18 protein-coding genes are annotated in these 25,088 nt (G+C 72.6%); 9 read left to right on the top strand and 9 right to left on the bottom strand.

Going from position 1 to position 25,088, the window contains the following annotated elements; translation table 11 throughout:
* Positions 1-13: 13 nt before the first annotated feature.
* Positions 14-988, bottom strand: coding sequence for a helix-turn-helix domain-containing protein (locus tag AB0I49_RS10405; RefSeq protein ID WP_363226454.1), 975 nt, complete (start codon positions 986-988; stop codon positions 14-16).
* 512 nt (positions 989-1,500) lie between these two features.
* On the opposite strand from AB0I49_RS10405, the gene AB0I49_RS10400 reads away from it, so the two are divergent.
* Entirely contained in the window at positions 1,501-2,058 is a 558-nt protein-coding gene (locus AB0I49_RS10400) for a methylated-DNA--[protein]-cysteine S-methyltransferase (protein WP_363226453.1), read from the top strand.
* A gap of 105 nt (positions 2,059-2,163) precedes the next feature.
* Complete coding sequence (locus tag AB0I49_RS10395; RefSeq protein ID WP_363226452.1) at positions 2,164-3,342, top strand: acyl-CoA dehydrogenase family protein; 1,179 nt, start codon at positions 2,164-2,166, stop codon at positions 3,340-3,342.
* A gap of 32 nt (positions 3,343-3,374) precedes the next feature.
* On the opposite strand, the gene AB0I49_RS10390 is transcribed toward AB0I49_RS10395, so the two are convergent.
* From AB0I49_RS10390 to AB0I49_RS10375, 4 genes are all read right to left on the bottom strand, one after another.
* Positions 3,375-3,608, bottom strand: coding sequence for a hypothetical protein (locus tag AB0I49_RS10390; protein ID WP_363226451.1), 234 nt, complete (start codon positions 3,606-3,608; stop codon positions 3,375-3,377).
* 76 nt (positions 3,609-3,684) lie between these two features.
* Positions 3,685-4,668 carry a cell wall protein gene (locus AB0I49_RS10385; protein ID WP_363226450.1) on the bottom strand — a complete coding sequence of 328 codons (984 nt, stop codon included), beginning with the start codon at positions 4,666-4,668 and terminating at the stop codon, positions 3,685-3,687.
* Positions 4,665-5,585, bottom strand: a complete 921-nt coding sequence (locus AB0I49_RS10380) for an ABC transporter ATP-binding protein (RefSeq protein WP_363226706.1) — start codon at positions 5,583-5,585, stop codon at positions 4,665-4,667. The genes AB0I49_RS10385 and AB0I49_RS10380 overlap by 4 nt, the downstream gene beginning before the upstream one ends.
* Positions 5,586-5,725: 140 nt before the next feature.
* Positions 5,726-6,145, bottom strand: a complete 420-nt coding sequence (locus AB0I49_RS10375) for a GntR family transcriptional regulator (RefSeq protein WP_363226449.1) — start codon at positions 6,143-6,145, stop codon at positions 5,726-5,728.
* A 214-nt stretch (positions 6,146-6,359) separates the two neighbouring features.
* Here AB0I49_RS10375 and AB0I49_RS10370 point away from each other — a divergent pair, with 214 nt between their 5' ends.
* The 3 genes from AB0I49_RS10370 to AB0I49_RS10360 all read left to right on the top strand — a co-directional run bounded on the left by AB0I49_RS10370 (position 6,360) and on the right by AB0I49_RS10360 (position 11,518).
* Positions 6,360-8,054, top strand: coding sequence for a glycosyltransferase family 39 protein (locus AB0I49_RS10370; RefSeq protein WP_363226448.1), 1,695 nt, complete (start codon positions 6,360-6,362; stop codon positions 8,052-8,054).
* A 99-nt stretch (positions 8,055-8,153) separates the two neighbouring features.
* Positions 8,154-9,194, top strand: coding sequence for an oxygenase MpaB family protein (locus AB0I49_RS10365; protein ID WP_363226447.1), 1,041 nt, complete (start codon positions 8,154-8,156; stop codon positions 9,192-9,194).
* Positions 9,176-11,518: a tetratricopeptide repeat protein gene (locus tag AB0I49_RS10360; RefSeq protein WP_363226446.1), complete on the top strand. Its 2,343-nt coding sequence runs from the start codon at positions 9,176-9,178 to the stop codon at positions 11,516-11,518. The genes AB0I49_RS10365 and AB0I49_RS10360 overlap by 19 nt, the downstream gene beginning before the upstream one ends.
* A 284-nt stretch (positions 11,519-11,802) precedes the next feature.
* Here the strand turns inward: AB0I49_RS10360 and AB0I49_RS10355 are convergent, their stop codons facing one another.
* Positions 11,803-13,632, bottom strand: a complete 1,830-nt coding sequence (locus AB0I49_RS10355) for a serine hydrolase (protein ID WP_363226445.1) — start codon at positions 13,630-13,632, stop codon at positions 11,803-11,805.
* 164 nt (positions 13,633-13,796) lie between these two features.
* Here AB0I49_RS10355 and AB0I49_RS10350 point away from each other — a divergent pair, with 164 nt between their 5' ends.
* Positions 13,797-14,900: a nitronate monooxygenase family protein gene (locus AB0I49_RS10350; protein ID WP_363226444.1), complete on the top strand. Its 1,104-nt coding sequence runs from the start codon at positions 13,797-13,799 to the stop codon at positions 14,898-14,900.
* Between the two features lie 22 nt (positions 14,901-14,922).
* On the top strand, positions 14,923-16,491 hold the full coding sequence (locus AB0I49_RS10345; RefSeq protein ID WP_363226443.1) for an acyl-CoA synthetase: 1,569 nt from the start codon (positions 14,923-14,925) through the stop codon (positions 16,489-16,491).
* A 24-nt stretch (positions 16,492-16,515) separates the two neighbouring features.
* Here the strand turns inward: AB0I49_RS10345 and AB0I49_RS10340 are convergent, their stop codons facing one another.
* Positions 16,516-18,939 carry a penicillin acylase family protein gene (locus AB0I49_RS10340; RefSeq protein ID WP_363226442.1) on the bottom strand — a complete coding sequence of 808 codons (2,424 nt, stop codon included), beginning with the start codon at positions 18,937-18,939 and terminating at the stop codon, positions 16,516-16,518.
* Positions 18,940-19,105: 166 nt separating this feature from the next.
* Between AB0I49_RS10340 and AB0I49_RS10335 the strand changes: the two genes are divergently transcribed.
* Positions 19,106-20,629: a fatty acyl-CoA synthetase gene (locus AB0I49_RS10335; protein WP_363226441.1), complete on the top strand. Its 1,524-nt coding sequence runs from the start codon at positions 19,106-19,108 to the stop codon at positions 20,627-20,629.
* A gap of 183 nt (positions 20,630-20,812) precedes the next feature.
* Here AB0I49_RS10335 and paaK read toward each other — a convergent pair whose 3' ends face one another.
* The gene (paaK, locus tag AB0I49_RS10330) at positions 20,813-22,111 is read right to left on the bottom strand and encodes a phenylacetate--CoA ligase PaaK (protein WP_363226440.1); all 1,299 of its coding nucleotides are present in this window, start codon (positions 22,109-22,111) and stop codon (positions 20,813-20,815) included.
* A gap of 273 nt (positions 22,112-22,384) precedes the next feature.
* Positions 22,385-24,007, bottom strand: coding sequence for an acyl-CoA synthetase (locus AB0I49_RS10325; RefSeq protein ID WP_363226439.1), 1,623 nt, complete (start codon positions 24,005-24,007; stop codon positions 22,385-22,387).
* Between the two features lie 217 nt (positions 24,008-24,224).
* Between AB0I49_RS10325 and AB0I49_RS10320 the strand changes: the two genes are divergently transcribed.
* A complete protein-coding gene (locus AB0I49_RS10320) occupies positions 24,225-25,025 on the top strand; it encodes a crotonase/enoyl-CoA hydratase family protein (protein WP_363226705.1) in 801 nt (266 codons plus the stop codon).
* The last annotated feature ends 63 nt before the right edge of the window (positions 25,026-25,088 follow it).

Raw genomic sequence — 25,088 nt, 5'->3', positions numbered from 1 at the left:
AAGGAGTGTCCGGCTAGACGGACGGGCACTCCGCCGACCGGTCGAGGTTGCGCCAGTCCCTCGGCGTCATGCCGTACGCCTGCTTGAACGCCTTGCTGAAATGCGTGGCGTCCACGAAGCCCCAGCCGCGCGCGATCGCCGCGATCGTCCGGTAACGGGCTCGCGGGTCGGCGAGTTCGCGGCGGCACTCCTCCAGACGGTGCGAGCGGATCCACTCGCCGAGCGTGACGTTCGACTTCGCCAGCACCGTGTACAGGTGGCGGACCGAGATGCCGTGCGCGGCGGCGATCCGCTCGGCGGAGAGGTCGCGGTCGGCGAGGTGCGCCCGGAGGTAGCGCATGATGCGCAGGTTCAGGGTCTCCGCCATGGGGGCGCGGGCGAGGTTCGAGTTGCCCAGTTGGGAGGCGACGACCGCGCGGACCAGCTCGATGCTGGGCTCCGCGATCGCCTCGGCGTTCGGTCCGCGGTGCAGGGCCTCGGTCACGGCGAGTTGTCTGAAGTATCCGGCCGCCAGCTCGGCGACGGGGTTGTCGGGGCCCAGCGTCGTGGCGGTGATCTCGCGCAGCGACCGTTCGGGCAGCGCGAGCGCCGATCGGGGGAAGCGCAGGAAGTGCTGGTCGACGCCCGAGTCGAAGGCGAGCGTGTACGGGACGGCCGTGTCGTAGAGGGCGAAGTCGCCGGGTCGCAGCAGGGCCTCGCGCCCGTTCTGAATCACCATGCTGGAGCCCGACATCTGGAGTCCGAGGAACACGGCCGGCTCGGTGTCCTCCCGTGCCAGCCGCGGCGTCCGGTGAATCGTCAGGCCGGTGGCCTGTGCGGAGCAGATGCCGATGAGCCCGGCGTTGTCCAGCTCCACCTGGGCCGAGAGATCTTTCGGCGGGAGGTGGTGATTGATGTCGATGCGCACGACGGATTGCCACACCGCGTGCCTGAGGAGTTCTTCCCGGTCTCCTGGCGGAATGGCGTTGGTGTCCAGTGTCTCGCTCACCCAGAACGCCCCCTCCCTGAGAGGCTCCGGCGGGCAGTGGGTCTGCGGGGCAGGCGGGTCGCGGCGCGGCACGCACAGGTCGGCGCACAACCGACCAAGTTCCGTGCACGCTCAGCAAAGTCGGTGGGACACGGCCAGCCTAGAGTCGTCATCCGTCGAAGCGAAAGCGCAAGGACGACGAAGCGTCGAAGCACGTCGATGGCCGGCAGGATTCACGCCAATTGCCTCGCACGGGGGGCGAGACAATTGGCGCCTGCCCCCGCCGGGCGCTGCCGCCCCGGCGCCCGCACCCGTCCCGTACGCCTTGACACCGCGCTACGGGCGTCAAGCGCCGGGCGGCGAGTCGGGGGACCGCAGGGGCCGCTTCCAGTGACGCACTGTCCCAGTGCCATGTCCGAATCCCGCCAGTAATCGCGATCGCCGACCCGCACTCTCGAAATGTGACAAGAAATCGAGACGAACCAGACGAACCAGATGAGCGGGGCAAGAGAGAGAAAGCGGCGGCGACGGACATGACCATCTACACAATGATCGACAGCCCGCTGGGCGAGCTGCTCCTGGTCGGTGAGGCATCGGAGACCGCCGAGGGCGGCACGGCGCTCGCGTCCGTATCGACGCGAGGACAGCGGAACGGGGCGGCCGTACACGAAGGTTGGCGCCACGCCCCCGACGCGTTCGCCGCCATCGCCGCGCAATTGCGCTCGTACTTCGACGGCCGCCTGACCGGCTTCGACATCGAATACGCCGCGCACGGCATCGCATTCCAGCAGCGCGTCTGGCAGGCCCTGGACGCCGTCCCGTACGGGACCACGACCACGTACGGCCGCCTCGCCGACCGCATCGGAGCGCCGCGTTCCGCCGTACGGGCCCTCGCCGCCGCGATCGGCGCGAACCCGCTGCTGGTCGTACGCCCCTGCCACCGCGTCATCGGCGCGGACGGCGCCCTGACCGGCTACGCGGGCGGCCTCGACCGCAAGCGGCAACTGCTGCTGCACGAAGGGCGGGGCGAGATCGGCGGGCGGACGCCCGTACCGCGGCCGCGTACCCGGCCTGCACGCCCGACGCGATGACGCGGCGGATTCGTCCACTGCCGCGGGTTCCTAATTTCTGTAACGGGTTCTAGTCTGTGCGCGGTCGGCGCGGAGTCCGCGCGATCCCAGCCTCCAGGAGGGTCCGTGCACCTCGAATACACGCCGGAACAGCAGCGGTTGCGCGCCGAACTGCGTGCGTACTTCGCGGAGCTGGTGCCCGACAACGCCTACGCCCGCTACGCCGACCCCGCCGCGCAGAAGCGCTTCTACCGCGAGACCGTCCGCCGCCTCGGCGCCGACGGGCGGCTCGGCGTCAGCTGGCCCGAGGAGTACGGCGGGCGCGGCATGACGCCCATGGAGCAGTTCATCTTCTTCGACGAGGCCGCCCAGGCGGGCGTGCCGCTGCCGCTCATGGCGCTGAACACCGTAGGCCCGACGATCATGCAGTTCGGCACCGAGGAGCAGAAGCGGTACTTCCTGCCGCGCATCCTCTCCGGCGAGATCGATTTCGCCATCGGCTACAGCGAGCCCGACGCCGGCACCGACCTCGCGGCCCTCAAGACCCGCGCCGTACGGGACGGCGACGACTATGTGGTCAACGGCCAGAAGATCTGGACCACCAACGGCGACACCGCGGACTGGGTCTGGCTCGCCGTCCGTACGGACCCGGAGGCCCCGCCCCACAAGGGCATCACCATGCTCCTCGTCCCGACCGCCGACCCCGGCTACTCCTGCACCCTCATCAACACCCTCGCCTCCCACGACACCACCGCCAGCTATTACGAGAACGTCCGCGTCCCCGTCACCCGCCGCGTCGGCGAGGAGAACAAGGGCTGGCGGCTGATCACCACCCAGCTCAACCACGAGCGCGTCACCCTCGCCGCCCACGGCACCACGGCGATACGGGCCCTCGCCGACGTCCGCCGCTGGGCCGCCGACACCAAGCTCGCCGACGGCCGCCGCGTCCTCGACCTGAACTGGGTACGCGGCCGCCTCGCCCGTACGCACGCCAGGCTCGACGCGATGAAACTGCTCAACTGGCGCATGGTCGACGCCCTCCAACGAGGCACCCTCACCCCCCAGGACGCCTCCGCCGTCAAGGTCTACGGCTCCGAGGCGCGGCGCGACGCCTACGCCTGGCTCATGGAGATCGCGGCAGCCGCCGGGCCGCTCAAGGAGGGCTCGGCCGGCGCGGTGCTCCACGGCGAGCTCGAACGCGGCTACCGCAGCGCCGTCATCTTCACCTTCGGCGGCGGCAACAACGAGATCCAGCGGGAGATCATCTCCTGGATCGGCCTGGGAATGCCGCGGGTCCGGCGCTAGCCGAGCACGGCGTCACCGGCTGTGCGCGAGCGTCACCGCCGCTCCTCCGCGCGGACGCGGGCGAGCTCTTTGAGGGCCATGCGGGCCGCGGGGGTGCCGGCCGGGGTCTGCCAGTAGGGGTGTCCGGCGATGCGGGCGGACAGCTGCTGGAGCCGGTGGCGGTGGGCGGCCGTGGTGGTGGGGGAGGGGACGCCGGCGAGCAGCCAGTACGTGGCGTACCACTCGGTCTGGGTCTCCAGGAGGTCGGCGGGGAAGAGGTAGCTCATAGGGAACGAGTAGATCGTATGTTCGAATTATTGGGCAAAGGTGCAGGCCACCGAGGTGGAGTGGCCGCGCCGACGGTCAGCGGGTTCTGATGAGGCGCACGCCGTACAGGCACAGCGCGGTGAGCAGCGCGGCAGCGGCCAGGCAGATGCCGGTCTCCAGCCACTGGAGGGGCAGCAGCTGGGACGGGCGCAGATAGCGGCTGTACGAGCCCGAGATGTGGTGGGCCTGCTCGCAGCGCAGCTGGGCGGCCCAGCCGCTGGGCGGGCACGGGTCGACGTAGTCGGTGAGGCTGCCGTCGGTGCGGGCGTAGCCCTGACCCAGGTGCCAGCTGTTGACGGGCGAGGCGGGGGAGACGTTGACCGGGCGCCGGGTGACCGTTGCGGTGAGCAGGTGCGGACGCACCTGGTCCAGGGCGTACTGCACGCCGAGGGTCACGGTGGCGGAGACCGCGACGGCGGGCAGCAGGCGGCGCAGCAGCAGGCCGACGGCCGCGCCCGTCACGAGGCCCAGCAGGAGATGGGCGATGCCCGCCGGTCCGGTGTACGGGAGGAAGGACCAGTCGCTCTGCGGGGCATGCGCCCTCCAGGCCGCGCCGAGGGCGCCGCTCCCGTCGCGGCCGTGCCGGATCGTGTACCACCACCAGGTGACGGGGGCGGTGATCAGGAGGGCCGCGACGGCGGTGAGGAGGGCGGCGACGGCGAGTTTGGCGGCGGCCCAGCGCGTACGGCTCGTGGACTGGGTCCAGGCCAGCCGGTGGGTGCCGTTCTCCATGTCCTGCGCGAACAAGGGGGCGCCGATGAGGGCACTGACCGCCACAGGGAGGTAGCGCAGCGCGGTGTGCGCCTCATTCTGGATGATCTGCGCGCTGTCCGCCGGACCGCTGGCCGCGCTCGGCTCGCCGCACGTGGCGTCCGGGCAGCCCGCGGCCCAGTCGTGGACGCCGGTGACGAGCGCGTGGTGCTCCCACAACGCCCACGCCGCGGCGAACGCGGCGAGCGCGAGGAGGACGCAGTACGCCGTGCGGTGCTGTCGCCAGACGGGCCAGATGAGTCCCGTCACCGTCCGCGCCCACGGTGGATGTCGGGGGCGGGGCTCTGCGCCGCCTCGCCGGGGGCGAGCAGCGGCGGGGCGTCGGGGTTGCGCAGATAGGCCAGGAGGATTTCGTCCAGGGAGGGCGAGGCGGCGGTCGCGGCGCCGTCCGCGTGCGTGGGCAGCCGCAGCAGCGCGGTGAGCCGTCGCCCGCTGGTGCGGCTCTCGATCACGGTGCCGCCGCCGCGCGGCGCGCGCGGGACGGCCGCGGGGTCGTCGAGGGTGTGGGTGACCAGGGAGTGCGCGGCCTGCACGAAATCCGTGTCGTCGGCGATCAGGACCCGCCCGCGCGCCATGAGCAGGACGTAGTCGCAGATCAGATGCAGCTCGGCGACGATGTGGGAGGACATGACGATAGTGGTCCCGTGCCGGGCGGCCGAGGCCATCAGCGCGGCCGTCATGGCGTGGCGGCGCAGCGGGTCCAGGTCGGCCATCGGCTCGTCGAGCAGCAGCAGATCGGGGCGCTTGCCCAGGGCGAGCGCCAGGGCCACGCAGGTGCGCCGCCCCGCCGAGAGCTTGCCGACCTTGGCGCGCAGCGGCACGTCCGCGTCCTCGATGACCGAGGCGGCCAGCGCGTCGTCCCAGGAGGGGTTGAGCTGCCGGCCCATCCGCAGCGTCTCGGCCACGGTGAACGTCTTGTGCAGCGGCCTGTCCTGGAGGAGCACGCCGACGCGGGGCAGGACAGCCCGGCTGCCCGCCGGGCAGCCGAGGACCCGCAAGGAGCCCTCGGTCGCCGGGCGCAGTCCGGCGGCTATGGCAAGAAGCGTGCTCTTCCCGTCTCCGTTGGGCCCCACGAGGGCGGCGATCCGGCCGCGAGGGACGCGGAAGGAACTGCCGCGCAGGATCCACTCGCCGTTGTCGCGGATGCCGAGCCCGGCCGCCTCCAGCGCGGGAGCGGCAGCGGCGTCGCCGCCCGAGGGTCCAGCCGCGTCATACGGGGGGCCGGCGTCGCCGTCCGACGGTCGTCCGGCCGCGTCGTGAGGGAGTCCGGCGCCGTCGTGCGGGGGCCGGCGCCGGTGCGGCCCGGTCACCGTTCCCCGATCGCCGTGTCCCGGCGGACCGGGGGATGCAGGGGAAAGAAGGCGTCGAGCTCGGCGGCCTGAAGCGCGGCGACGTCCTCCCGTTCGAGCCCGGCGGCGCGGGCCGAGGCCATCCACACGCGCAGACCGTCCCGAAGCGGTGAGCCGGACGCGGTGCCCGGCTGGGCGAGGGACGCCCGTACGAACGTCCCGCGGCCCTGCTGGGTCTCGACCAGCCCTTCGTGCTCCAGCTCGCGGTACGCCTTCAGGACCGTGTTGGGGTTGATCGCGGTCGCCGCCACCACCTCCGACGCCGACGGCAGTTTGTCGCCCGGCACGAGCTGCCCCAGGCGCAGCGCCTGTTTCACCTGCCGGACGATCTGCTGGTACGGGGCCACTCCGGTGTTCCGCTCAATCCGAAAGTCCACGAGAGCACTATCTCACCACTAGGTGTGTGATGGACCGGAGCCGGCCAGGGCGTCGCGCCTCTCTCCTGCTGGTTTTCCTATCGCCGCAGGTCAAAGCGGTCTGAGTGATGCGTGAAGCTTGCAGAACGACCGTGGTTGACACTTTCACACCCTCACTCTAATACTCACTCCACTAGGTATGCGATGGAGTTAGCGGAGGGGAGTTGAGGAACTCGTGTCACCGATCGCCCCAGCGGACGCGGACCAGCCGGTACGGGCGGGCCCGGCCCCGAGCGGCCCGGACCCCGCCGCGGTTCGCGCCCGTACCGCGATCCGTGAGCGCCCGCCCGGCCTTCTCCGGCGCGGCGGAACCGACTCCGGGCGCGGCGCAACGGACTCGGGGCGCGGCGCAACGGACTCCGGGCCGCCCGGCGGCCGTCGCAGACTGCTCGTACACGGCGCGTGCCTGCTCCTGCTGGCGGCCCTCGTACGCCTGCCCTCCTTCCACCGCCCCTTCTGGAGCGCGGACGAGGGCTACCTCGGCACGGAGGCGGCCATGCTCCGGGCGGGCGGGCGGATGTACGCCGACGTCGTGGACCGCAAGCCGCCCCTCGTGCCCTGGCTGTACGAAGCCTGCTCCGCGCTCGCGGGAACGCACGGGCTGCTCCTGGTGCGCCTCCTGACCATGGCCGCGCTCGCCCTCGCGGCGGTGTACACCGCGCGGCTCGCGGAGCGGTGGCTGGGCCCCTGGGCGGCGCTCCCGGCCGGCGTCCTGACCGTCGCCGCCTCCGCGGCCCTCCCTGCGCCGGACGCGATGGCCGCCACTTTCGAGCTCTTCATGCTGCCCGCGACCGCGGCCGCGCTCTACTACGGCGCGGGCGGCCGATACTTCGCCGCGGGCCTGGCCGTGGCCGTCGCCACCCTCACCAAACAGGTCGGGCTCGCACCCCTGCTTCCCTTGGCCGTATGCGCACTCACAGCGCCTCGGCCCCGCCCCCGACGATGGCGCGACGCGGCAGCGCTCGCGGGCGGCACCCTCATTCCCCTCCTGGGGTGCGCGGCACTGCTCGGCGGACACCGGTTCGTCTTCTGGGTCTTCCTCTCCTCGGGCTCCTACGCGACCTCGCCGCCGGGCGCGGGAGAAGTGCTGCGCCACGCGTGGACCAACCTCGCCTGCCTGCTGACCGCCTTCGCCGCGTGCGCGGCCCTCGTCCCGCTGCTGCCTAGGCGCACCCTCCGCGACCGCAGCGCCGCCGCCCGGGCCCTCGTGCTCTGGCTGCTCGCCTCGGCGGCTGCCGTGTCCGTGGGCTGGCACTACTACGGGCACTACTTCCTCCAGCTCATTCCGCCGATGGCCCTGCTGGCGCTGCGCGCCGTCGGCCTCGCCTGCCGGGCCCCGGCCCCGGCCCCGTCACGGGGCCCGAGCCCGCTACGCCGGTTGGCCACCCGAGCCGGAAGATCCGGGGTCGCCTCCGCCGTCACCCTGTCCGCCCTCGCGGTCGCCGCGGGCTGGACAGTCGTGGCCTTCCACACCGAACCTCCGCGCATGCACAAGCAGCTCGCGGTAGCCCGTACGGTCAGCGAACTCACCTCACCCGAACAGCGCGTCTTCGTGTGGGGGATGCACCCGGAGATCTACTGGCTGGCCGAGCGCCTGCCCGCCAGCCGCTACCTCACCGCCGGGCTGCTCACCAACTTCAGCGGCGGCGGTGGCACCCGCAGCGTCGGCCCCGCCTATGCCGTCCCCGGCGCCTGGCCCGTCTTCCGGAGGGAACTCGCCACCGCACCGCCCTGCGTCTTCGTGGACGACTCCGCCAGCACGCCTTACTCCCTGTCCCGTTACCCGGAGCTGCGCCGCCTGCTCGCGGCGGGATACCGGCCGCTCGCGGACATCGAGGGCGCGCGCGTCTACCAGCGCGAGGGCTGCTGACGGGCCTGACGGACCTGACGGGCTCACGCGGCCACTGGCCGATCCCGGCGGCGGTCCTCGGCCGTTAGGGTCGACACTCCGGCCCCGGAGGTGAGCGCAATGCGGCACGGCCTGACCAGCCAGAACAACCCGAGCAGTCAGAACAACCCGAACGGGCACAACGGCCCGTTCAGTCATAACAGCCCCAACAGCCCCAACAGTCCGATCAGTGGGAACAGCGGGGCCCCAGGGCTCTTCGGCCCCGGATCCGTGACCTGGCAGGTGCACGGCGACCCGATGATGTGGATCGCTGGCGTCCGCGCCCTGTGGCTCCAGGCGCTCCACCCGCGCGCCGTGCGCGGCATCATGCAGAACTCCGACTTCCGCCAGGACCCCTGGCGGCGGCTCCTGCGCACCGCCGGTTTCGTCGCCACCACCACCTACGGCACCGCCGACGCCGCCGAGCGGGCCGGGGCCGCCGTCCGAGCCATCCACCGCAGACTCACCGCCACCGACCCCGGCACCGGCGAGCGCTACCGCATAGACGACCCCGAGCTGCTGCTCTGGGTGCACTGCGCGGAGGTCGCCTCCTACCTCCACGTCGTACGCGCCTCCGGCCTGCCGTTCACCGACACGACCGCCGACGCCTACATAGCCGAACACCGCCGCTCCGCCCGGCTCGTCGGCCTCGACCCCGCCCGCGTACCGGCCGACGCCGGGCAGCTCGCCGCCTACTTCGAGAAGGTCCGCCCGGAACTGGCCGCGACCCCCGAGGCGTTCGAGGTCGACGAGTTCCTGCGCCGCCCGCCCGTGCCCCCGCTGCTCACCCCCGTGCGCCGGGTGATCTGGGGACGGGTGTCCGCACTCGCGTACGCCTCCCTGCCCCCGTACGCCCACGAGCTGTACGGCCGGCCCGCGCCGCCCCCGGACGCCGTAGCCCGCAGGCTGCGCACCGCCGGCCTCGCCCTGCGGCGCGTACCCGCGTCCGTACGCTGGCAACTCCCGCCCAAACACATCCTCACCGCCGCCGCGCGCCTCGGCCCCGGCAGCCGCCCCTCGGCCTACAAGCTGCGCAGCCTGGACGCCATACTGGACGGGCCGGGGAGGGCAGCAGCGCGAAACGACGGGGGCGGCGGCGGAGGATGGCGGACACCAGGCTGATCCAGGGCCGGTACCGGCTGCTCGAACTGATCGGGCGGGGCGGTATGGGCGAGGTGTGGCGGGCGCTCGACGAGTCGCTCGGCCGCCGGGTGGCCGTCAAATGCCTCAACCCCCTGGGGCCGCGGCACGATCAGTCGTTCATGCGGGTGCTGCGCGAACGGTTCCGGCGGGAGGCCCGGGTCGCCGCCGCCCTCCAGCACCGGGGCGTCACCGTCGTCCACGACTTCGGCGAGTCCGACGGCGTCCTCTACCTGGTCATGGAGTTGCTGGAGGGCCGCAACCTCAGCCAGCTCCTGGAGGACAACAAGCACCACCCGCTGCCGGTGCCGGACGTCGTCGACATCGCGGACCAGGTGGCGACGGCCCTCGCCTACACCCACCGGCAGGGCATCGTGCACCGCGACCTGAAGCCCGCCAACATCATGCGGCTGGTCGACGGCAGCGTGAAGATATGCGACTTCGGGATAGCGCGACTCGGCCACGACATCGGGCTCACCAGCCGCCTCACCGGCACCGGCATCGCCATGGGCACTCCGCATTACATGTCGCCCGAGCAGATCGCGGGCGGCCACGTCGACCGGCGCAGCGATCTGTACTCGCTCGGCTGCGTGCTGTACGAAATCGCCACCGGAGCCCCGCCCTTCGACCTCGACGACGCCTGGGGCGTCCTCGTGGGCCACCGCGACACCCCGCCCGAACCGCTCCGCAGCCACCGCCCCGACCTGCCCGAACCCTTCGAGCGGATCGTGCTGGACCTGCTCGCCAAGGACCCCGAGGACCGCCCGCAGGACGCCGCCGACCTCGGGCGCCGGATCGCGGAGACGCACGGTACGGGCCACCGCTGGACCGCGCTCCGGCCGACCGCCGCCCACCGGCCGACCGTCGCCGCGGGCGGGCCCCTGGCAGCTGCCCCGGACCGGCCCGCCGAGACGGTGACCGGCCCCGGACAGAGGCCTCGGCCCGTACCCGAGCCCGTATGGCCGCCGGCGGCGCTGCCCGAGCCGACCCGGCTGCCGGCCTGGGCGAGGGGCATGACCACCGGTTCCAAGGCCACCGCCGGTTCCCTCCCGCCGGCGCCCGCCGACCACACCGCCGCGCTGACCGGCTCCTGGACCCGGCCCGCCGACTCGCGGCGGGCCGAGCCGCCGCTCGCCGGATCGACCCCGTCCGGCGTGGAACCGGAGGTCCTCAAGGAGCTGTCCATGCGGCACGGCGCGGGGCTGAGCCTCGGCCGGCTCGGCCGCTGGGAGGAGGCGGGCAAGGTGCACCGCGCCGTCGCCGCCGAGCGCGAGCATGTCCTGGGCGCGGACCACCCCGACACGCTCGCCAGCCGGTACGAGGTCGCCTACACCCTCAGCCGGCTGGGCCGTCCGGCGGACGCGCTGCGCGAGTACGGGCAGGCCGCGGCCGGCCGGGAACGGGTGCTCGGCGCCGAACACGCCGACACCCTCGCCGCGCGGCAGGAGACCGCGTACGTGCTCGGGCAGCTCGGTCGGCACTTCGAAGCGCATCAGGTCTACGCCGCCGTGCTCGCCGTGCGGCAGCGCACCATGGGGCCCGACCACCCCGACACGCTGCGCTGCCGCCACAACCTCGCCTACAACCTCAGCAGGCTCGGGCGCCTGGACGACTCGTACGAGATGGCGCGGGACGTCGCCGCCGCCCGCGCCCGCGTCCTGGGCCCCGGCCACCCCGACACCCTCGTCACCCGCTACGAGGTCGGGTACGCGCTCGGCCAGCTCGGCCGCTGGTCCGAGGCGCTCGACACGTACCGCGAGGTCGCCGCCGCCCGCGCCCAGGCGCTGGGGCCCGACCACCCGGACACCCTCGCCGCCCGCTACGAGGCGGGCATCTGCCTCGGGCGGCTGGGCCGCAGCGCCGCGGCCCTGGAGCTCTACCGCGACCTCGTCGACGACCGCACGCGCGCGCAGGGCGCGACGGACCCCGAGACGCTCCGGGCCCGGCACGGCCTCGGCGTCAACCTCGGCCGGCTCGGCCGCTGGGAGGAGGCCCTCGCCGAGGCCCGCGACGTGTCCGCGATCCGGGAACGGGTGCTCGGCGCCGATCACACGGACACCCTCGTCAGCCGCCGCGAAGTCGCCGTCGGCCTCGGCTGGCTCGGCCGCTGGACGGACGCCCTGGCCGTATACCGCCAGGTCGCCCAGGCCCGCCAGCGCGTCCTGGGCGCCAACCACCCCGACGCCCTGGCCAGCCGCAACGACGAGGCCCACTGCCTCGAACAACTCGGCCGCTCGACGGAAGCCGTCGAACTGTACCGCCAGGTCGCCGCGCTCAGGCAGCAGCGGGGGACGCTGGGCCGGTAGCCGTCCCGGCCCGGCGGACGCACGCCTGGCGAGCCGCCCGCTTCCGCGCCGCGCGCCCCAGCGCGTGCCGCGCAGCGCGGGTGCGACAAGAGCCGCGCCCCGAAGGGGCGCGGGGAACTGCGCGATCAGCCAGGACGCGCCCGCAGTCGGCGTACTGGGCTTGCGGCGGAGGGCCGGGTCCGCCTTCACGCGTGCGGTGTGGCTGTGGCCCGAAGGGGCGCGGGGAACTGCGCGATCAGCCAGGACGCGCCCGCAACCGGCGCACCCCGCCGACCGCGGAGCGCCTAGTCCGACGACCGCGTCCAGCCCTTCGCCTCCACGCGCGCGGCATCACGCGGTCGCCTCTCGTCGAAAGACGCACCGGCGCCGTCGGTGACGCGCAGCCCCTCGACGTACACCCCGCGCCCCACGTACCGCTGATCGGTGGTGTAGCGCCAGCGCAGCCGTACGGCTCGGTGGCCGCGCCATGCGGCGAGGTCCGCGTGCGCGCGCTGCCATACGCGGCCGTTGTAGCCGGTCGCCGTCGCGTCGGGGTGGTCCGTCGGGCGGCCGTGCGGGGGCCGGGTGGTGAAGGGGGCCGGCTGCCAGGTGGCGCCGTCGTCCGTGGAGACCTCCAGGCGGAGGGCGTCGGAGGGTTCGACGTCCCACCACAGGTCGCAGCTCAGCCGCGCCCGCCGGGAGGCGAGCGGCAGGGCGGGGAGGGCGAGCGTGGCATCGGCGGCGCTCGCCATGCCGGAGAACCAGGCGGTGCGGCCGGCCCTCGGCCGTACCGGCACGGCGCGGGCCAGCGCGTCGCCCGTCGCGACCCGTGGCGCGCTGCCGGAGCGCCACGTGCGGCAGGGGTGGACGGAGTTGGAGAGGAGGACGAGGAACGAGTCGGTGGTGGGGTCCAGGACGACCGACGTGCCGGTGAAGCCCGTGTGGCCCGCCGTGCTGGGCGTGGCCATGGCGCCCATGTACCAGTGCTGGTACAGCTCGAAGCCGAGCCCGTGGTCGTCGCCGGGGAAGGCCGTGTTGAAGTTCGTGAACATCAGCCGCACCGACTCGGGGCGCAGCACGCGGACCCGCCCGTACGCGCCGCCGTTGAGCAGCGTCCGGCACAGGACCGCCAGGTCCCAGGCGCAGGAGAAGACCCCGGCGTGCCCGGCGACCCCGCCGAAGGCGAAGGCGTTCTCGTCGTGCACCTCGCCCCAGACCAGGCCCCGGTCCAGCCGGGCCCACGGCTTGCGCTGGTCCTCGGTCGCGGCGATCCGCGGTTTCCAGCTCGCGGGCGGGTTGTAGCGGGTGGAGGCCATGCCGAGCGGGCCGGTGATGCCCGTCCGTACGAGCTCGTCCAGGGGCCGCCCGCTGATCCGTTCCAGGACGAGCTGGAGGGAGATCAGGTTGAGGTCGGAGTAGAGGTAGGCCGTGCCGGGGGTGTGCCGCGGGGCCTCGTCCCACAGCAGCCGGAGCCGCTGCTCGCGGGTCGGCCGGTCGTAGAAGGGCAGGTCGGGCTGGAAGCCGGAGGTGTGGGTGAGCAGCTGGCGGATGGTGATGGCCTGCTTGCCCGCCGCCGCGAACTCCGGGAGGTAGGAGGCCACCGCGGCCTCCAGCGCCAGTTCGCCGCGCTCGATGTGCTGGACGGCCAGGACCGAGGTGAAGAGCTTGGAGAGGGAGGCGAGGTCGAAGACGGTGTCCATGGTCATGGGGCGCTGCCGGCCGGCGGGGAATTCGACGCCGGTGTCGTTCTTCTCGTCGTAGCGGGCGTAGCGCACCGCCTTGCCGAGGGCCTCCTCCAGCGCGACGGTGCCGCCCCGCCCGGCGAGCAGCACGGCGCCGGGGTAGTACGGGTGCTTGGGGGAGGGGTGGAGATAGGTCTCGGCCTCGGCGGTGACCTGCCCGAGGTGGTGTTCGAGCAGCCCCGCGCGGTGCGCCGAGCCGCGCCGCAGCGTCGTACGGCGGTCGCCACCGCCCTGGCCTGCCTCTCCCGTCCCTTCCATCCCACTCGCCGCGGCGCCCCACGCGGCGCCCGGCGGCGTGGCGATCACCAGCGCCCCGCCGAGCGCGAGCGCCCCGGCCCCGAACCGGCGTCTGCTGATCCCGTCACCCGCACTGCCCTCCACGCGCTCGGCCATCGGCCCTCCCGCAAGTCCTGAAAGTTTCTTTCATGATCGATCCGGTCCCGTGAAGCTTTCAACCGGAGCGGCCGGTCTGTCAACGGCGGCGACGACCGGAAGAATCTGACGCAGCATCAGAAAATCTCTTCCCTCGTACGCCGCGCTGCGGCATCCTGCCCCGCATGGAGACGGAGCTGAGCAAGCGGCTGGGGATCGAACACGCCATCTTCGGCTTCACGCCGTTCCCGGCGGTAGCCGCCGCGATCACCCGAGCGGGAGGGCTCGGCGTCCTCGGCGCGGTGCGCTACGGCGCCGCCGACGACCTCGCGCGCGACCTCGACTGGATGCAGGAGAACACCGACGGCAGACCGTACGGGCTCGACGTCGTCATGCCCGCCAAGAAGGTGGAGGGGGTGACCGAGGCCGAGATCGAGGCGATGATCCCGCCGGCCCACCGCCAGTTCGTCGCCGACACCCTCGCCAAGCACGGCGTGCCGGAACTCGACGAGGGCGAGGCGTCCGGCTGGCGGATCACCGGCTGGATGGAACAGGTCGCCCGCGGCCAGCTCGACGTCGCCTTCGACTACCCCATCGCCCTGCTCGCCAACGCGCTCGGCTCACCGCCCGCCGACGTCGTCGAACGCGCCCACGCCCACGGCATCCTCGTCGCCGCCCTCGCGGGCAGCCCCCGCCACGCGCGCCGTCACCGCGACGCCGGCATCGACATCGTCGTCGCCCAGGGCTACGAAGCCGGCGGCCACACCGGCGAGATCGCCTCCATGGTGCTGACCCCCGAGGTCGTCGAGGCCGTCGACCCGCTCCCCGTACTCGCCGCCGGCGGCATCGGCAGCGGCGAGCAGATCGCCGCCGGACTCGCCCTCGGCGCCCAGGGCGTCTGGCTCGGCTCGCTCTGGCTCACCACCGAGGAAGCCGACCTGCACTCCCGCGCGCTGACCCGCAAGCTCCTCGCGGCGGGCTCCGGCGACACGGTGCGCTCCCGTTCCCTGACCGGGAAACCCGCCCGCCAGCTGCGCACCGAGTGGACCGACGCCTGGGACGGCCCGGAAGGCCCCGGCACCCTGCCCATGCCGCTCCAGGGGCTGCTCGTCGCCGAGGCCGTCTCCCGCATCCAGAAGTACGAAGTGGACGCCCTGCTCGGCACGCCCGTCGGCCAGATCGTCGGCCGGATGAACTCCGAACGCAGCGTCCAGGCCGTCTTCCACGACCTCACCGCGGGCTTCGAGCGCGCCATCGACCGCATCAACCGCATCGCCGGACGCGCCTGAGCGCGGAGAGGAGCGCCTTCCCATGACGCAACCCCCGAACGGCTTCTGGGCACAGGCCGCCGCGGACCCCGGCCGTACGGTCCTCATCGCGCCCGACGGCGAAGAGTGGAGCGCGGGCCGGCTGCACGCCGACTGCAACCGGCTCGTGCACGGGCTGCGCGCGGCCGGACTGGAGCGTGGCGACGCGTTCGCGGCCGTGCTCCCCAACGGCGTGGAATTCTTCACTGCCTATCTCGCCGCCTCCCAGGCCGGGTTCTACCTCGTGCCCGTCAACCACCACCTCGTCGGCCCCGAGATCGCCTGGATCGTCGCGGACTCCGGCGCGAAGGTCCTCATCGCGCACGAGCGGTTCGGCGAGGCGGCGACCGCGGCGGCCGACGAGGCGGGCCTGCCCGCCGCCCGCCGCTACGCCGTCGGCGGTACTCCCGGCGTTCCCGGCATCCCCGGCTTCCGCCCGTACGAGGCCCTCCTGGAGGGGCAACCCGAGACCCCGCCCGAGGACCGCACGCTCGGCTGGGTCATGAATTACACCTCCGGTACCACAGGCCGCCCGCGCGGCATACGCCGTCCGCTGCCCGGCAAACCACCCGAAGAGACGTACCTCGGCGGCTTCCTCGGCATCTTCGGCATCAAGCCCTTCGACGACAACGCGCACCTCGTCTGTTCGCCGCTCTACCACACGGCGGTCCTCCAATTCGCGGGCGCGTCCCTGCACATCGGGCACCGGCTGGTGCTGATGGACAAGTGGACGCCCGAGGGCATGCTGGCGGCCATCGACCGCCACGCGTGCACGCACACACACATGGTGCCGACCCAGTTCCACCGGCTGCTCGCGCTCCCGGAGACCGTACGAAACTCGTACGACGTCTCCTCCATGCGGCACGCCATCCACGGAGCCGCGCCCTGCCCCGACCACGTCAAGCGCGCGATGATCGACTGGTGGGGCATGTGCGTCGAGGAGTACTACGCGGCCAGCGAGGGCGGCGGGGCCTTCGCCACCGCCGAGGACTGGCTGAAGAAGCCCGGCACCGTCGGCAAGCCCTGGCCCATCAGTGAACTCGCCGTCTTCGACGACGACGGCCGCAGGCTGCCCGCGGGCGAACTCGGCACCGTCTACATGAAGATGAGCACCGGCGGCTTCGCCTACCACAAGGACGAGAACAAGACGCGGAAGAACCGGATCGGCGACTTCTTCACCGTCGGCGACCTCGGCTACCTCGACGAGGACGGCTACCTCTACCTCCGCGACCGCAAGATCGACATGATCATCTCCGGCGGCGTCAACATCTACCCCGCCGAGATCGAGTCCGCGCTCCTCGCCCACCCCGCCGTCGCCGACGCCGCGGCCTTCGGCATCCCCCACGACGACTGGGGCGAGCAGGTCAAGGCGGTGGTCGAGCCCGCCGAGGGGCACTCGGCGGGCCCGGAACTGGCCCAGGAGATCCTCGCCCACTGCGAGCGGACGCTCGCCGGCTACAAGCGTCCCAAGACCGTCGACTTCATCGAGGCCATGCCGCGCGACCCCAACGGCAAGCTCTACAAGCGGCGGCTCCGCGACCCGCACTGGGCGGGCCGGGAGCGCGCCGTGTAGTCGCCTCACGGGTGAGCGGTCACCTCAGTGCTCGCTCACCCGCACCACCCGCAGCTCCGGCGACGCGAGGACGTCCTTCGCGCAGAACCGCTCCTTGACCATGCGACCCGCCGAGTACAACTCCGTCTGGTCGCTGTAATGCGGCGAGTTCGGGTTCGAGGACTGCGAATAGGTCAGCAGCGTACGGGCGACCGGGCAGCCGCTGCCGTCGAAGCCGACCGCCTGGATAAAGCTGGAGCCGTGCACGACCTCGCTGTAGCCGCCCTTCGCGGCGTCCCAGCCGGCCTCCGTCTTGTTCCAGACGCCCAGCGACTCCGTGCCGCCCGACACCGGGATGCGCTCGCCGCCCCGCACCACGAACTGGTGCTCGCCCAGTGGCGCGTCGAGCGCGATCCGGGCCGCCCGCAGCTCGCCGACGGCGTCCGCCAGCGAGCGCGCGAACGCAGGGTCGGCCGTGTTCAGAGTGTTCGGGGTACCGACGGGATCGGCGGCGGAGAACGGCACCCGCCATACCTTGTGGTCCGGTCCGGCGTCCGAGAACTTCCGCCAGAAGCGGTCGAAGAGCAGCGCCCCCGCGCTGTCGGTCCGTACCGTACGGTCCCAGCCGGCCAGCACGTCGCAGGCGTCCGAGACGTCCACGCGCCTGCCCTGGCTGTCCACCGCCGTGCCGCCCGGCAGCGCCGCGCACGCCTTCGCCGCGTCGGCCGCGGCCAGATCGGCGGCGGGCACGCGGTTGGCGAACTGCTGCTTCTCAAGATCGGCCACGGTCAGCCGGCCCCGCTCCGCCATGGCGTCCACGTCCTCGATCGCGCCACGGGTACGCATCGACCGCTCGGTGCCGATGTCGCCGAAGACCCGCGGGTAGCCGGTCAGCGGCTGGTCCGCGTTGGCCAGCCAGGCGCTGTCGTTGGAGTTCTCCGCGTACGGCGCGTCCTTGAGCGTGGGCATCGCGGACGGCCCGAAGATCCCGTCCTGCACGGCGTCGGCGTCCCGGCCCAGCCCGCAGGACTCGCGCGAACCGTCCAGCACCGCGAGGCCCGACACCGGATAGATCCGCTTGCCCAGCGCCGTGGAACAGCGCGCGACCAGCTCGTCGGTGACGCGCGGCAGCACCTGCGACTGGGTGTAGAGGCTGTGACCGGCGGAGTCCGCCGCGATCGTGTTGACCCAGGGCAGGCCTTGGACCCGGTTCAGCGCGTCACGGACGCCGTCGACGTCGCGGGCCTTGCTGAGGCTCAGCCCGGCGTCGGTGAACCGCAGGTTGGCGGCGTTGGCGTCGTCGAGCGCGTACGCCGAGCCGCCGCTCCAGGGCAGCTGGATTCCGCCGTAGGACGTGGTGACGGGCCCGTAGCGGGTCCACCACTGGGAGCGGGTGACCTCGGCGGGGCGGCCGTCCGAGCCCCGCGACGCGACCGTGACCGTGCGCTTGGTCATCTTCACGGCCTTGCCGTCCACCAGGTAGGACGTCGGATCGTCCGGTACGAGCCGGAGCTCGCGCAGCGTCAGCGGGACGCCCATGGCGACCGTATGGCTCCACGCGATACGGGAGTTGTGGCCGATGGAGATCGACGTGGCGCCGAGCAGCGAGCCGCCCGCGGCGTCCAGCTCGCCCGGAATGGTGACCTGGGACTGCCAGAAGCGGCGGCCGCCCTTCCAGGGGTAGTGCGGATTGCCGAGCAGCAGGCCGCGCCCGTTCGCGGTGGTCTCCCCGCTGAACGCCACGGCGTTGGAGCCCATGTCCGAACGGCTCTGCGCGAAGAGCCCGCGCGCCGTCTCGACGGGGTCCTTCGTCGGCTTCGGGGGCTTCGCCCCCGGGGCCGGCGGCCGGGCCCCCGTGATGCCGTCCACGGCCGCGCCCTGCCCCGAGAGCAGGGCCAGGGCGTAGCCGCGCCGGGCCACGTCGAGCGTCGTGATGGGCTTGACCCAGGCCGCGCCCCGGCAGGCCGGATCGGTGATCCGGTGCTGTCTCAGCCAGGCGTTGTAGCCGGCCGCGAAGCCGCGCATCAGCTCCTTCGTCTGTCTGCTGGGGCCGGCCGGAGCGGGCTGGGCGAGCAGCTTCTCGACCGTGCCCGCGTCCTTCAGGCCGTGGAAGAAGAGGTCGCTGGTGAGGTTGGTGGAGGCGGAGGACATGGAGCGGTCGGTCGCGGCGTCGGGGCCGAAGTAGCGCGAGCGCTCGCCGCGCCCGGTGACGAACCCGTCGGCCAGCACGCAGACCTGGTCGGCGGCCTGCGCCCAGCCCTCGCCGAAGCCCAGGTTCGGGTAGTCCTCGGCCGTGATGTGCGGAATGCCGTACTCCGTGTAGCGGATGACGGCGGACAGCCCGTCGCCCGAAGCCCGGTGCGTACGGTCCGGCTCGGCCGCCGCCGCCCCCGGCGGCAGCACGGTCGATACGGTCAGCAGCGCGGCGCCCGTGAGCACCAGGGCGCGCAGTCGGTTGCGTAAGGTCAACTCTCCCCCAACAAGGCAATGTGATACGGATGTTGTCGGATCGTGCCAAGCAGGAGGATTGTCTCCGATGGGGAGTGTGTGGCGGGAGGGGGCGGTGCGTCGCCGCCCCGGAGCCCCTCCCGCGCGACCACTTGACCCGGGACCGCGCCGCGCACAAGATCCGACCATGACCGGAGGAGTACGCAGCAGCACGGTGGACGACATCCTGCGGCGCAGCGCCCGGCGGGTGCCCCACCGCACAGCGGTGCGGTACGGCGAACGGGCCTGGACCTACCGGGAACTCGACGACGCGGTGACCGTGGCCGCCTGGACGCTGGCGAACCGCGGCGGACTGGCCGACGGCGCCCGCGTCGTCGCGTACGGGCACAACTCCGATGCCTACCTGATCGCCTTCCTCGCCTGCGCCCGCGCGGGCTACGTCCATGTGCCGGTCAATCACCACCTCACCGGCGAGGAGCTGCGGTACGTCATCGAGCAGTCGGGCAGCTCGCTCGTCCTTGCCGACCCGGCCATCGAACACCGGCTGCCCGCGTCCGTACCGGTCATGGCGCTGCGCGACGCCACCGGCTCGCTGCTGGAGAAGGCTCGGGAGCGGAGCGCGGCCGGCATCGTCTTCGGCGGGGGCGGGGACGGGGACGGCGAGGAAGTGGTCCAGCTCCTCTACACCTCGGGCACCACCGCCGAACCCAAGGGCGCGATGATGTCGCACCGCGCCCTCGTGCACGCCTACGTCAGCGCCATCACCGCCCTGGACCTCAGGGAGAGCGACCGGCCGCTGCACTGCCTGCCGCTCTACCACTCGGCGCAGTTGCACGTCTTCCTGCTGCCCTATCTGGCCGTGGGCGCGGAGAACACCATCATCGACGAGCCCGACCCGTACCGGATCTTCGAACTGGTGGGGGCGGGCCGCGCCGACAGTTTCTTCGCCCCGCCCACGGTCTGGATCGGGCTCGCCGGCCACCCCGAGTTCGTCAACCGCGACCTCAGCGGGCTGCGCAAGGCGTACTACGGCGCCTCGATCATGCCCGTACCGGTCCTGGAACGGCTCCGCACCCGCCTCCCGGACCTGGCCTTCTACAACTGCTTCGGGCAGAGCGAGATCGGCCCCCTCGCCACCGTCCTCGGCCCCGACGAGCACGAGGGCCGGATGGCTTCCTGCGGCCGTCCGGTGCTGTTCGTGGAGGCCCAGGTCGTGGACAAGCGCGGCGTCGAAGTGGACCCCGGCGTCACCGGCGAGATCGTCTACCGCTCGCCGCAGCTGTGCGAGGGGTACTGGAACAAGCCGGAGGAGACCGCCGACGCCTTCCGCGACGGCTGGTTCCACTCCGGCGACCTCGCGGTACGCGACGCCGAGGGCTACCTCACCGTCGTCGACCGCGTGAAGGACGTCATCAACTCCGGCGGCGTCCTCGTCGCCTCCCGCCAGGTCGAGGACGCCCTCTACGAACACCCCGCCGTGGCCGAGGCGGCGGTGATCGGCCTCCCCGACCCGCACTGGATCGAGGCGGTCACCGCCGTCGTCGTCCGGCGCGCAGCCGTCGGCGAACAGGAACTGATCGACCACGTCCGCGAACGTCTCACCCACTTCAAGGCCCCCAAACGCATCCTGTTCGTCCCCGAACTGCCCCGCAACGCCAGCGGAAAGATCCTCAAACGAGAACTGCGCGACCGCTTCGCGCCGGGGCGCTGACACCGGACCGGCACCGGTGCCGCCCCGACGGCCTCCGGCGGGCTCCGGCAGGAAACTGGCCGTGAGCCGTGAGCCGTGAGCCGTGAGCCGTGAGCCGTGAGCCGTGAGCCGTGAGCCGTGAGCGTCCCGGCCAGGCCCGGCTTCCCGCGCCGGGCCGGCGCGACGGCCCGGATGGCCAGGCCCTTACGACGGTCTGGCGTCCACGATGCGTTTGAACTTGCCGACCGAGCGTTCCAGCGTTTCCGGGTCGACGATCTCGACCGCCACCGATACCCCGATGCCGTCCTTGACGCCGGAGGCGATCAGTCCCACCGCGTCCGTGCGCTGCTCGGGCGACGCGCCGGGCCGGGCCTCGGCCCGTACGGTCAGGTGGTCCATGCGGCCCTCGCGGGTCAGCCGGAGCTGGAAGTGCGGGGCGATGCCGGGGGTGCGCAGGACGATCTCCTCCACTTGGGCGGGGAAGAGGTTGACTCCGCGGAGGATGATCATGTCGTCGCTGCGGCCGGTGATCTTCTCCATGCGGCGGAAGGGCGCGGCGGCCGTGCCCGGCAGCAGCCGGGTGAGGTCGCGGGTGCGGTAGCGGATGATGGGCATGGCCTCCTTGGTGAGCGAGGTCAGCACCAGCTCGCCGTGGGAGCCGTCGGGCAGCGTCTCGCCCGTGATGGGGTCGACGACCTCCGGGTAGAAGTGGTCCTCCCACAGGTGCAGTCCGTCCTTGGTGGCCGCGCACTCCTGTGCCACGCCCGGACCGATGATCTCCGAGAGCCCGTAGATGTCGACCGCGTCGATGGCGAACCGCTCCTCGATCTCGCGGCGCATCTCCTCCGTCCACGGCTCGGCCCCGAAGACCCCGACCTTGAGGGAGGTGCCGCGCGGATCGACGCCCTGGCGCTCGAACTCGTCGAGGAGGGTGAGCATGTAGGACGGCGTCACCATGATGATCTCGGGGCGGAAGTCCTGGATGATCCGCACCTGGCGGGCGGTCATGCCGCCGGACGCCGGGATCACCGTGCAGCCGAGCCGCTCGGCGCCGTAGTGCGCGCCGAGGCCGCCGGTGAACAGGCCGTATCCGTACGCCACATGGACCTTGTGGCCCGGCCGGGTTCCGGCGGCGCGCAGCGACCGGGCCACGACCTCGGCCCAGACGTCCAGGTCTCGTGCGGTGTAGCCGACGACGGTGGGGAGGCCCGTCGTGCCGCTGGAGGCATGGATGCGCCGGATGTCGGACTCGGGGACGGCGAACATCCCGAACGGGTAGTTGTCCCGCAGGTCCGCCTTGACGGTGAACGGGAAGCGCGCGATGTCGGTCGGCGTCCGGCAGTCCTCCGGCGTCACCGCCGCCGCGTCGAACGCGCGGCGGTAGAAGTCCACGTTCTCGTACGCGTGGCGCAGCGTCGCGCGCATCCGTCGCAGCTGGAGCGCTTCCAGCTCCTCGCGCGACATCCGTTCCGCGTCGTCGAGGAGGTCCCGCGGACCCGTCATGACATCACCGCCCCAAGGAACCGACCGATCATTCGGTCGCCGTGTCTCCGATCAAATAATCAGGAGCGGAGCCATGCGTCAAGGATGGTCGCCGGGCTGTGGATAACCGGCTCGCGGCCCGGAAGTCCGGCATGCGCGCGGGCCGCACCCGGCAGGCACACCACCTCGACGCCCCGCACGCCCTCGCCCTGGTCCGCGCGCTGCCCTCAGTGTGCGAACGCCGGCCCTCAGCGCCGGGAGCCCTACGGGACGCAGCCGGAACGAGACCGTCCCTCACGTCGCCTCGGCGGCCTTCTCCTTGGCCCAGCGGTAGTCCGCCTTGCCGCTGGGGGAGCGCTGGATATGGTCCGTGAAGACCACGCTGCGCGGGATCTTGTACCCGGCGAGCCGGGTCCGGCAGTGCGCCTGTACGGCCTCCGGGCTCAGCGGCCCGGCCCCCTCGCGCGGCTGCACGACGGCCGCCACCCGGTTGCCCCAGCGCGGGTCCGGCACGCCCGCGACCAGCGCGTCGTACACATCCGGATGGGCCTTCAGGGCCTGCTCGACCTCCTCCGGGTACACCTTCTCACCGCCCGTGTTGATGCACTGCGAGCCGCGCCCGAGCACGGTGACCACGCCGTCCGCGTCGACGGTCGCCATGTCGCCGAGCAGCACCCACCGTTCGCCCCGCGCCTCGAAGAACGTCTCGGCGGTTTTCTTCGGGTCGTTGTAGTAGCCGAGCGGCACATGTCCGCGCTGCGCCAGCCGGCCGGGCTCGCCGGGGGCGACCGGCTCGTGGGTCGCCGGGTCGACCACGGCCGTACGGTCGTTGACGCGCAGCCGGAACCCCCGGTCGGGGCCCGAGTCCTCGGTCGCGGTGCCGTTGAAGCCGGACTCCGAGGAGCCGAAGTTGTTGAGCAGCAGCACGTTCGGCACGAGTTCCTGGAACTGGGCCCGCACGGTCTCCGACAGGATCGCGCCCGAGCTGCTGACGGTGAACAGCGACGAGCAGTCGGTGCCGCGCAGCGGGCCGCCGAGCGCGTCCACCAGGGGGCGCAGCATCGCGTCCCCCACCAGGGAGACGCTGGTGACCTTCTCCTTCTCGACCGTGCGCAGCACTTCGTGCGGTACGTACTTCCGGTGGAGTACCACCTTCTGGCCGAAGTCGAAGGCGATGAAGGCGGTGAGCGTGGAGGTGCCGTGCATCAGCGGCGGGGCGGGGAAGAAGACGAGGCCCTCGCCGCCCGCGGCCACCCGCTCCGCCAACTCCTCAGGGCGCTTGACGGGTTCGCCGGTCGGCGCGCCGCCGCCGAGGCCGGAGAAGAAGAGGTCCTCCTGGCGCCACATGACGCCCTTGGGCATGCCGGTGGTGCCGCCGGTGTAGATGATGATCTGGTCGTCCGCGGACCGCGGTCCGAAGCCGCGCTCGGGCGAGCCGGCGGCCTCGGCCTCGGCGAAGCTCACGGGCGCGATGCGGGGTTCCGGCGCGCCCTCGGGGGCCTCGCCGGCCCGTACGAGGTGGCGCAGCCGCTCCGCGCGCGGGAGCGCCGCCGCGACCCGTCCGGTGAACTCCCCGTCGAAGACGAGCGCCACCAGGTCGGCGTCCCGGTACAGATAGGCCAGCTCTTCCTCCACGTAGCGGTAGTTGACGTTGACCGGGACGGCGCGGATCTTCAGGCAGGCCCAGAGCGTCTGGAGGTACTCGACGCCGTTGTAGAGGTGCAGACCGACGTGTTCGCCGGGCCGTACGCCGCGGTCGGCGAGGTGGTGGGCGAGCCGGTTGGCCGCGGCGTCGAGCTGTGCGTAGGTCAGCCGGCGTTCGGCCCCGGTGCCGGGGTGGTCGGCGAAGACCAGCGCCTCTCGGTCGGGCACGGCGTCGACGATCGATTCGAAGAGGTCGGCAAGGTTGTACTCCACGTGTCCTCCAGATCGGGGCTGGCAGAGCGGGGCCGGCTGGCCGGGCTGACCGGGGCGACCGAGCGGCTTGGCGGTCATTAGAGCGCCAAGCCGTACAGGTGGGAAGGGCGCGCACCGAAGAAAACTGACTGGCTGTCAGATAACTCTTGTACTCGTTCCCCGCCTGCTGCAACCTGTTCTAGGTCTTGAGACGAGAGGACTTGCCATGAGCGGGGAAATGGGCGGGGAAACGGAACACCTCGGCGTGGAACGCGTCGGCGCCACACTGGTACTGACCCTGAACCGGCCGGAGGCGAAGAACGCGCTCTCCCTGCCGATGCTGGTCGGGCTCTACGACGGCTGGCTCGCCGCCGACGCGGACGACGACATCCGCTCGGTCGTGCTGACCGGCGCCGGCGGCGTGTTCTGCGCCGGCATGGACCTCAAGGCGCTGGCCGGGAAGGGCATGGGCGACCAGTACCGGGACCGCCTCAAGGCCGATCCCGATCTGCACTGGAAGGCGATGCTCCGCCACCACCGGCCGCGCAAGCCCGTCATCGCCGCCGTCGAGGGCCACTGCGTCGCGGGCGGCACCGAGATCCTCCAGGGCACGGACATCCGCGTCGCGGGCGAGAGCGCCACCTTCGGCCTCTACGAGGTGCGCCGCGGCCTCTTCCCCATCGGCGGCTCCACGGTCCGCCTCGCCCGCCAGATCCCGCGCACCCACGCCCTGGAGATGCTGCTCACCGGACGCCCGTACCCCGCCGCCGAGGCCGCCCGGATCGGGCTCATCGGCCATGTCGTACCGGACGGCGCCGCGCTCGCCAAGGCACTGGAGATCGCCGAGGCCGTCAACGCCAATGGGCCGCTGGCCGTCGAGGCCGTCAAGGCGTCGGTGTACGACACCGCCGCCATGACGGAGGCCGACGGGCTCGCCCACGAACTGGAGCGCGGCTGGCCGGTATTCGACACCGCCGACGCCAAGGAAGGCGCCCGCGCCTTCGCCGAGAAACGCCCGCCGGTCTTCCGGCGGGCCTGATGTCCGGCCCTCGCCGAGAAGCGGCGCCCGCCCACGACGGCCGCCCGCGCCGCGAAGGCCGCT

This window comes from Streptomyces sp. NPDC050617 (assembly GCF_040654795.1).
Classification (GTDB): domain Bacteria; phylum Actinomycetota; class Actinomycetes; order Streptomycetales; family Streptomycetaceae; genus Streptomyces.
The sequence above is the reverse complement of the archived record's forward strand: the minus strand, read 5'-3'. Positions and strand labels throughout refer to the sequence as shown.

What these genes read in the sequence shown, in the direction of transcription:
- AB0I49_RS10400 (WP_363226453.1), top strand. Translation starts at nt 1,501, where the DNA reads ATGACCATCTACACAATGATCGACAGCCCGCTGGGCGAGCTGCTCCTG.
- AB0I49_RS10390 (WP_363226451.1), bottom strand. Translation starts at nt 3,608, where the DNA reads ATGAGCTACCTCTTCCCCGCCGACCTCCTGGAGACCCAGACCGAGTGG.
- AB0I49_RS10365 (WP_363226447.1), top strand. Translation starts at nt 8,154, where the DNA reads ATGCGGCACGGCCTGACCAGCCAGAACAACCCGAGCAGTCAGAACAAC.
- AB0I49_RS10360 (WP_363226446.1), top strand. Translation starts at nt 9,176, where the DNA reads ATGGCGGACACCAGGCTGATCCAGGGCCGGTACCGGCTGCTCGAACTG.
- AB0I49_RS10355 (WP_363226445.1), bottom strand. Translation starts at nt 13,632, where the DNA reads ATGGCCGAGCGCGTGGAGGGCAGTGCGGGTGACGGGATCAGCAGACGC.
- AB0I49_RS10350 (WP_363226444.1), top strand. Translation starts at nt 13,797, where the DNA reads ATGGAGACGGAGCTGAGCAAGCGGCTGGGGATCGAACACGCCATCTTC.
- AB0I49_RS10345 (WP_363226443.1), top strand. Translation starts at nt 14,923, where the DNA reads ATGACGCAACCCCCGAACGGCTTCTGGGCACAGGCCGCCGCGGACCCC.
- AB0I49_RS10335 (WP_363226441.1), top strand. Translation starts at nt 19,106, where the DNA reads ATGACCGGAGGAGTACGCAGCAGCACGGTGGACGACATCCTGCGGCGC.
- paaK (WP_363226440.1), bottom strand. Translation starts at nt 22,111, where the DNA reads ATGACGGGTCCGCGGGACCTCCTCGACGACGCGGAACGGATGTCGCGC.
- AB0I49_RS10320 (WP_363226705.1), top strand. Translation starts at nt 24,225, where the DNA reads ATGGGCGGGGAAACGGAACACCTCGGCGTGGAACGCGTCGGCGCCACA.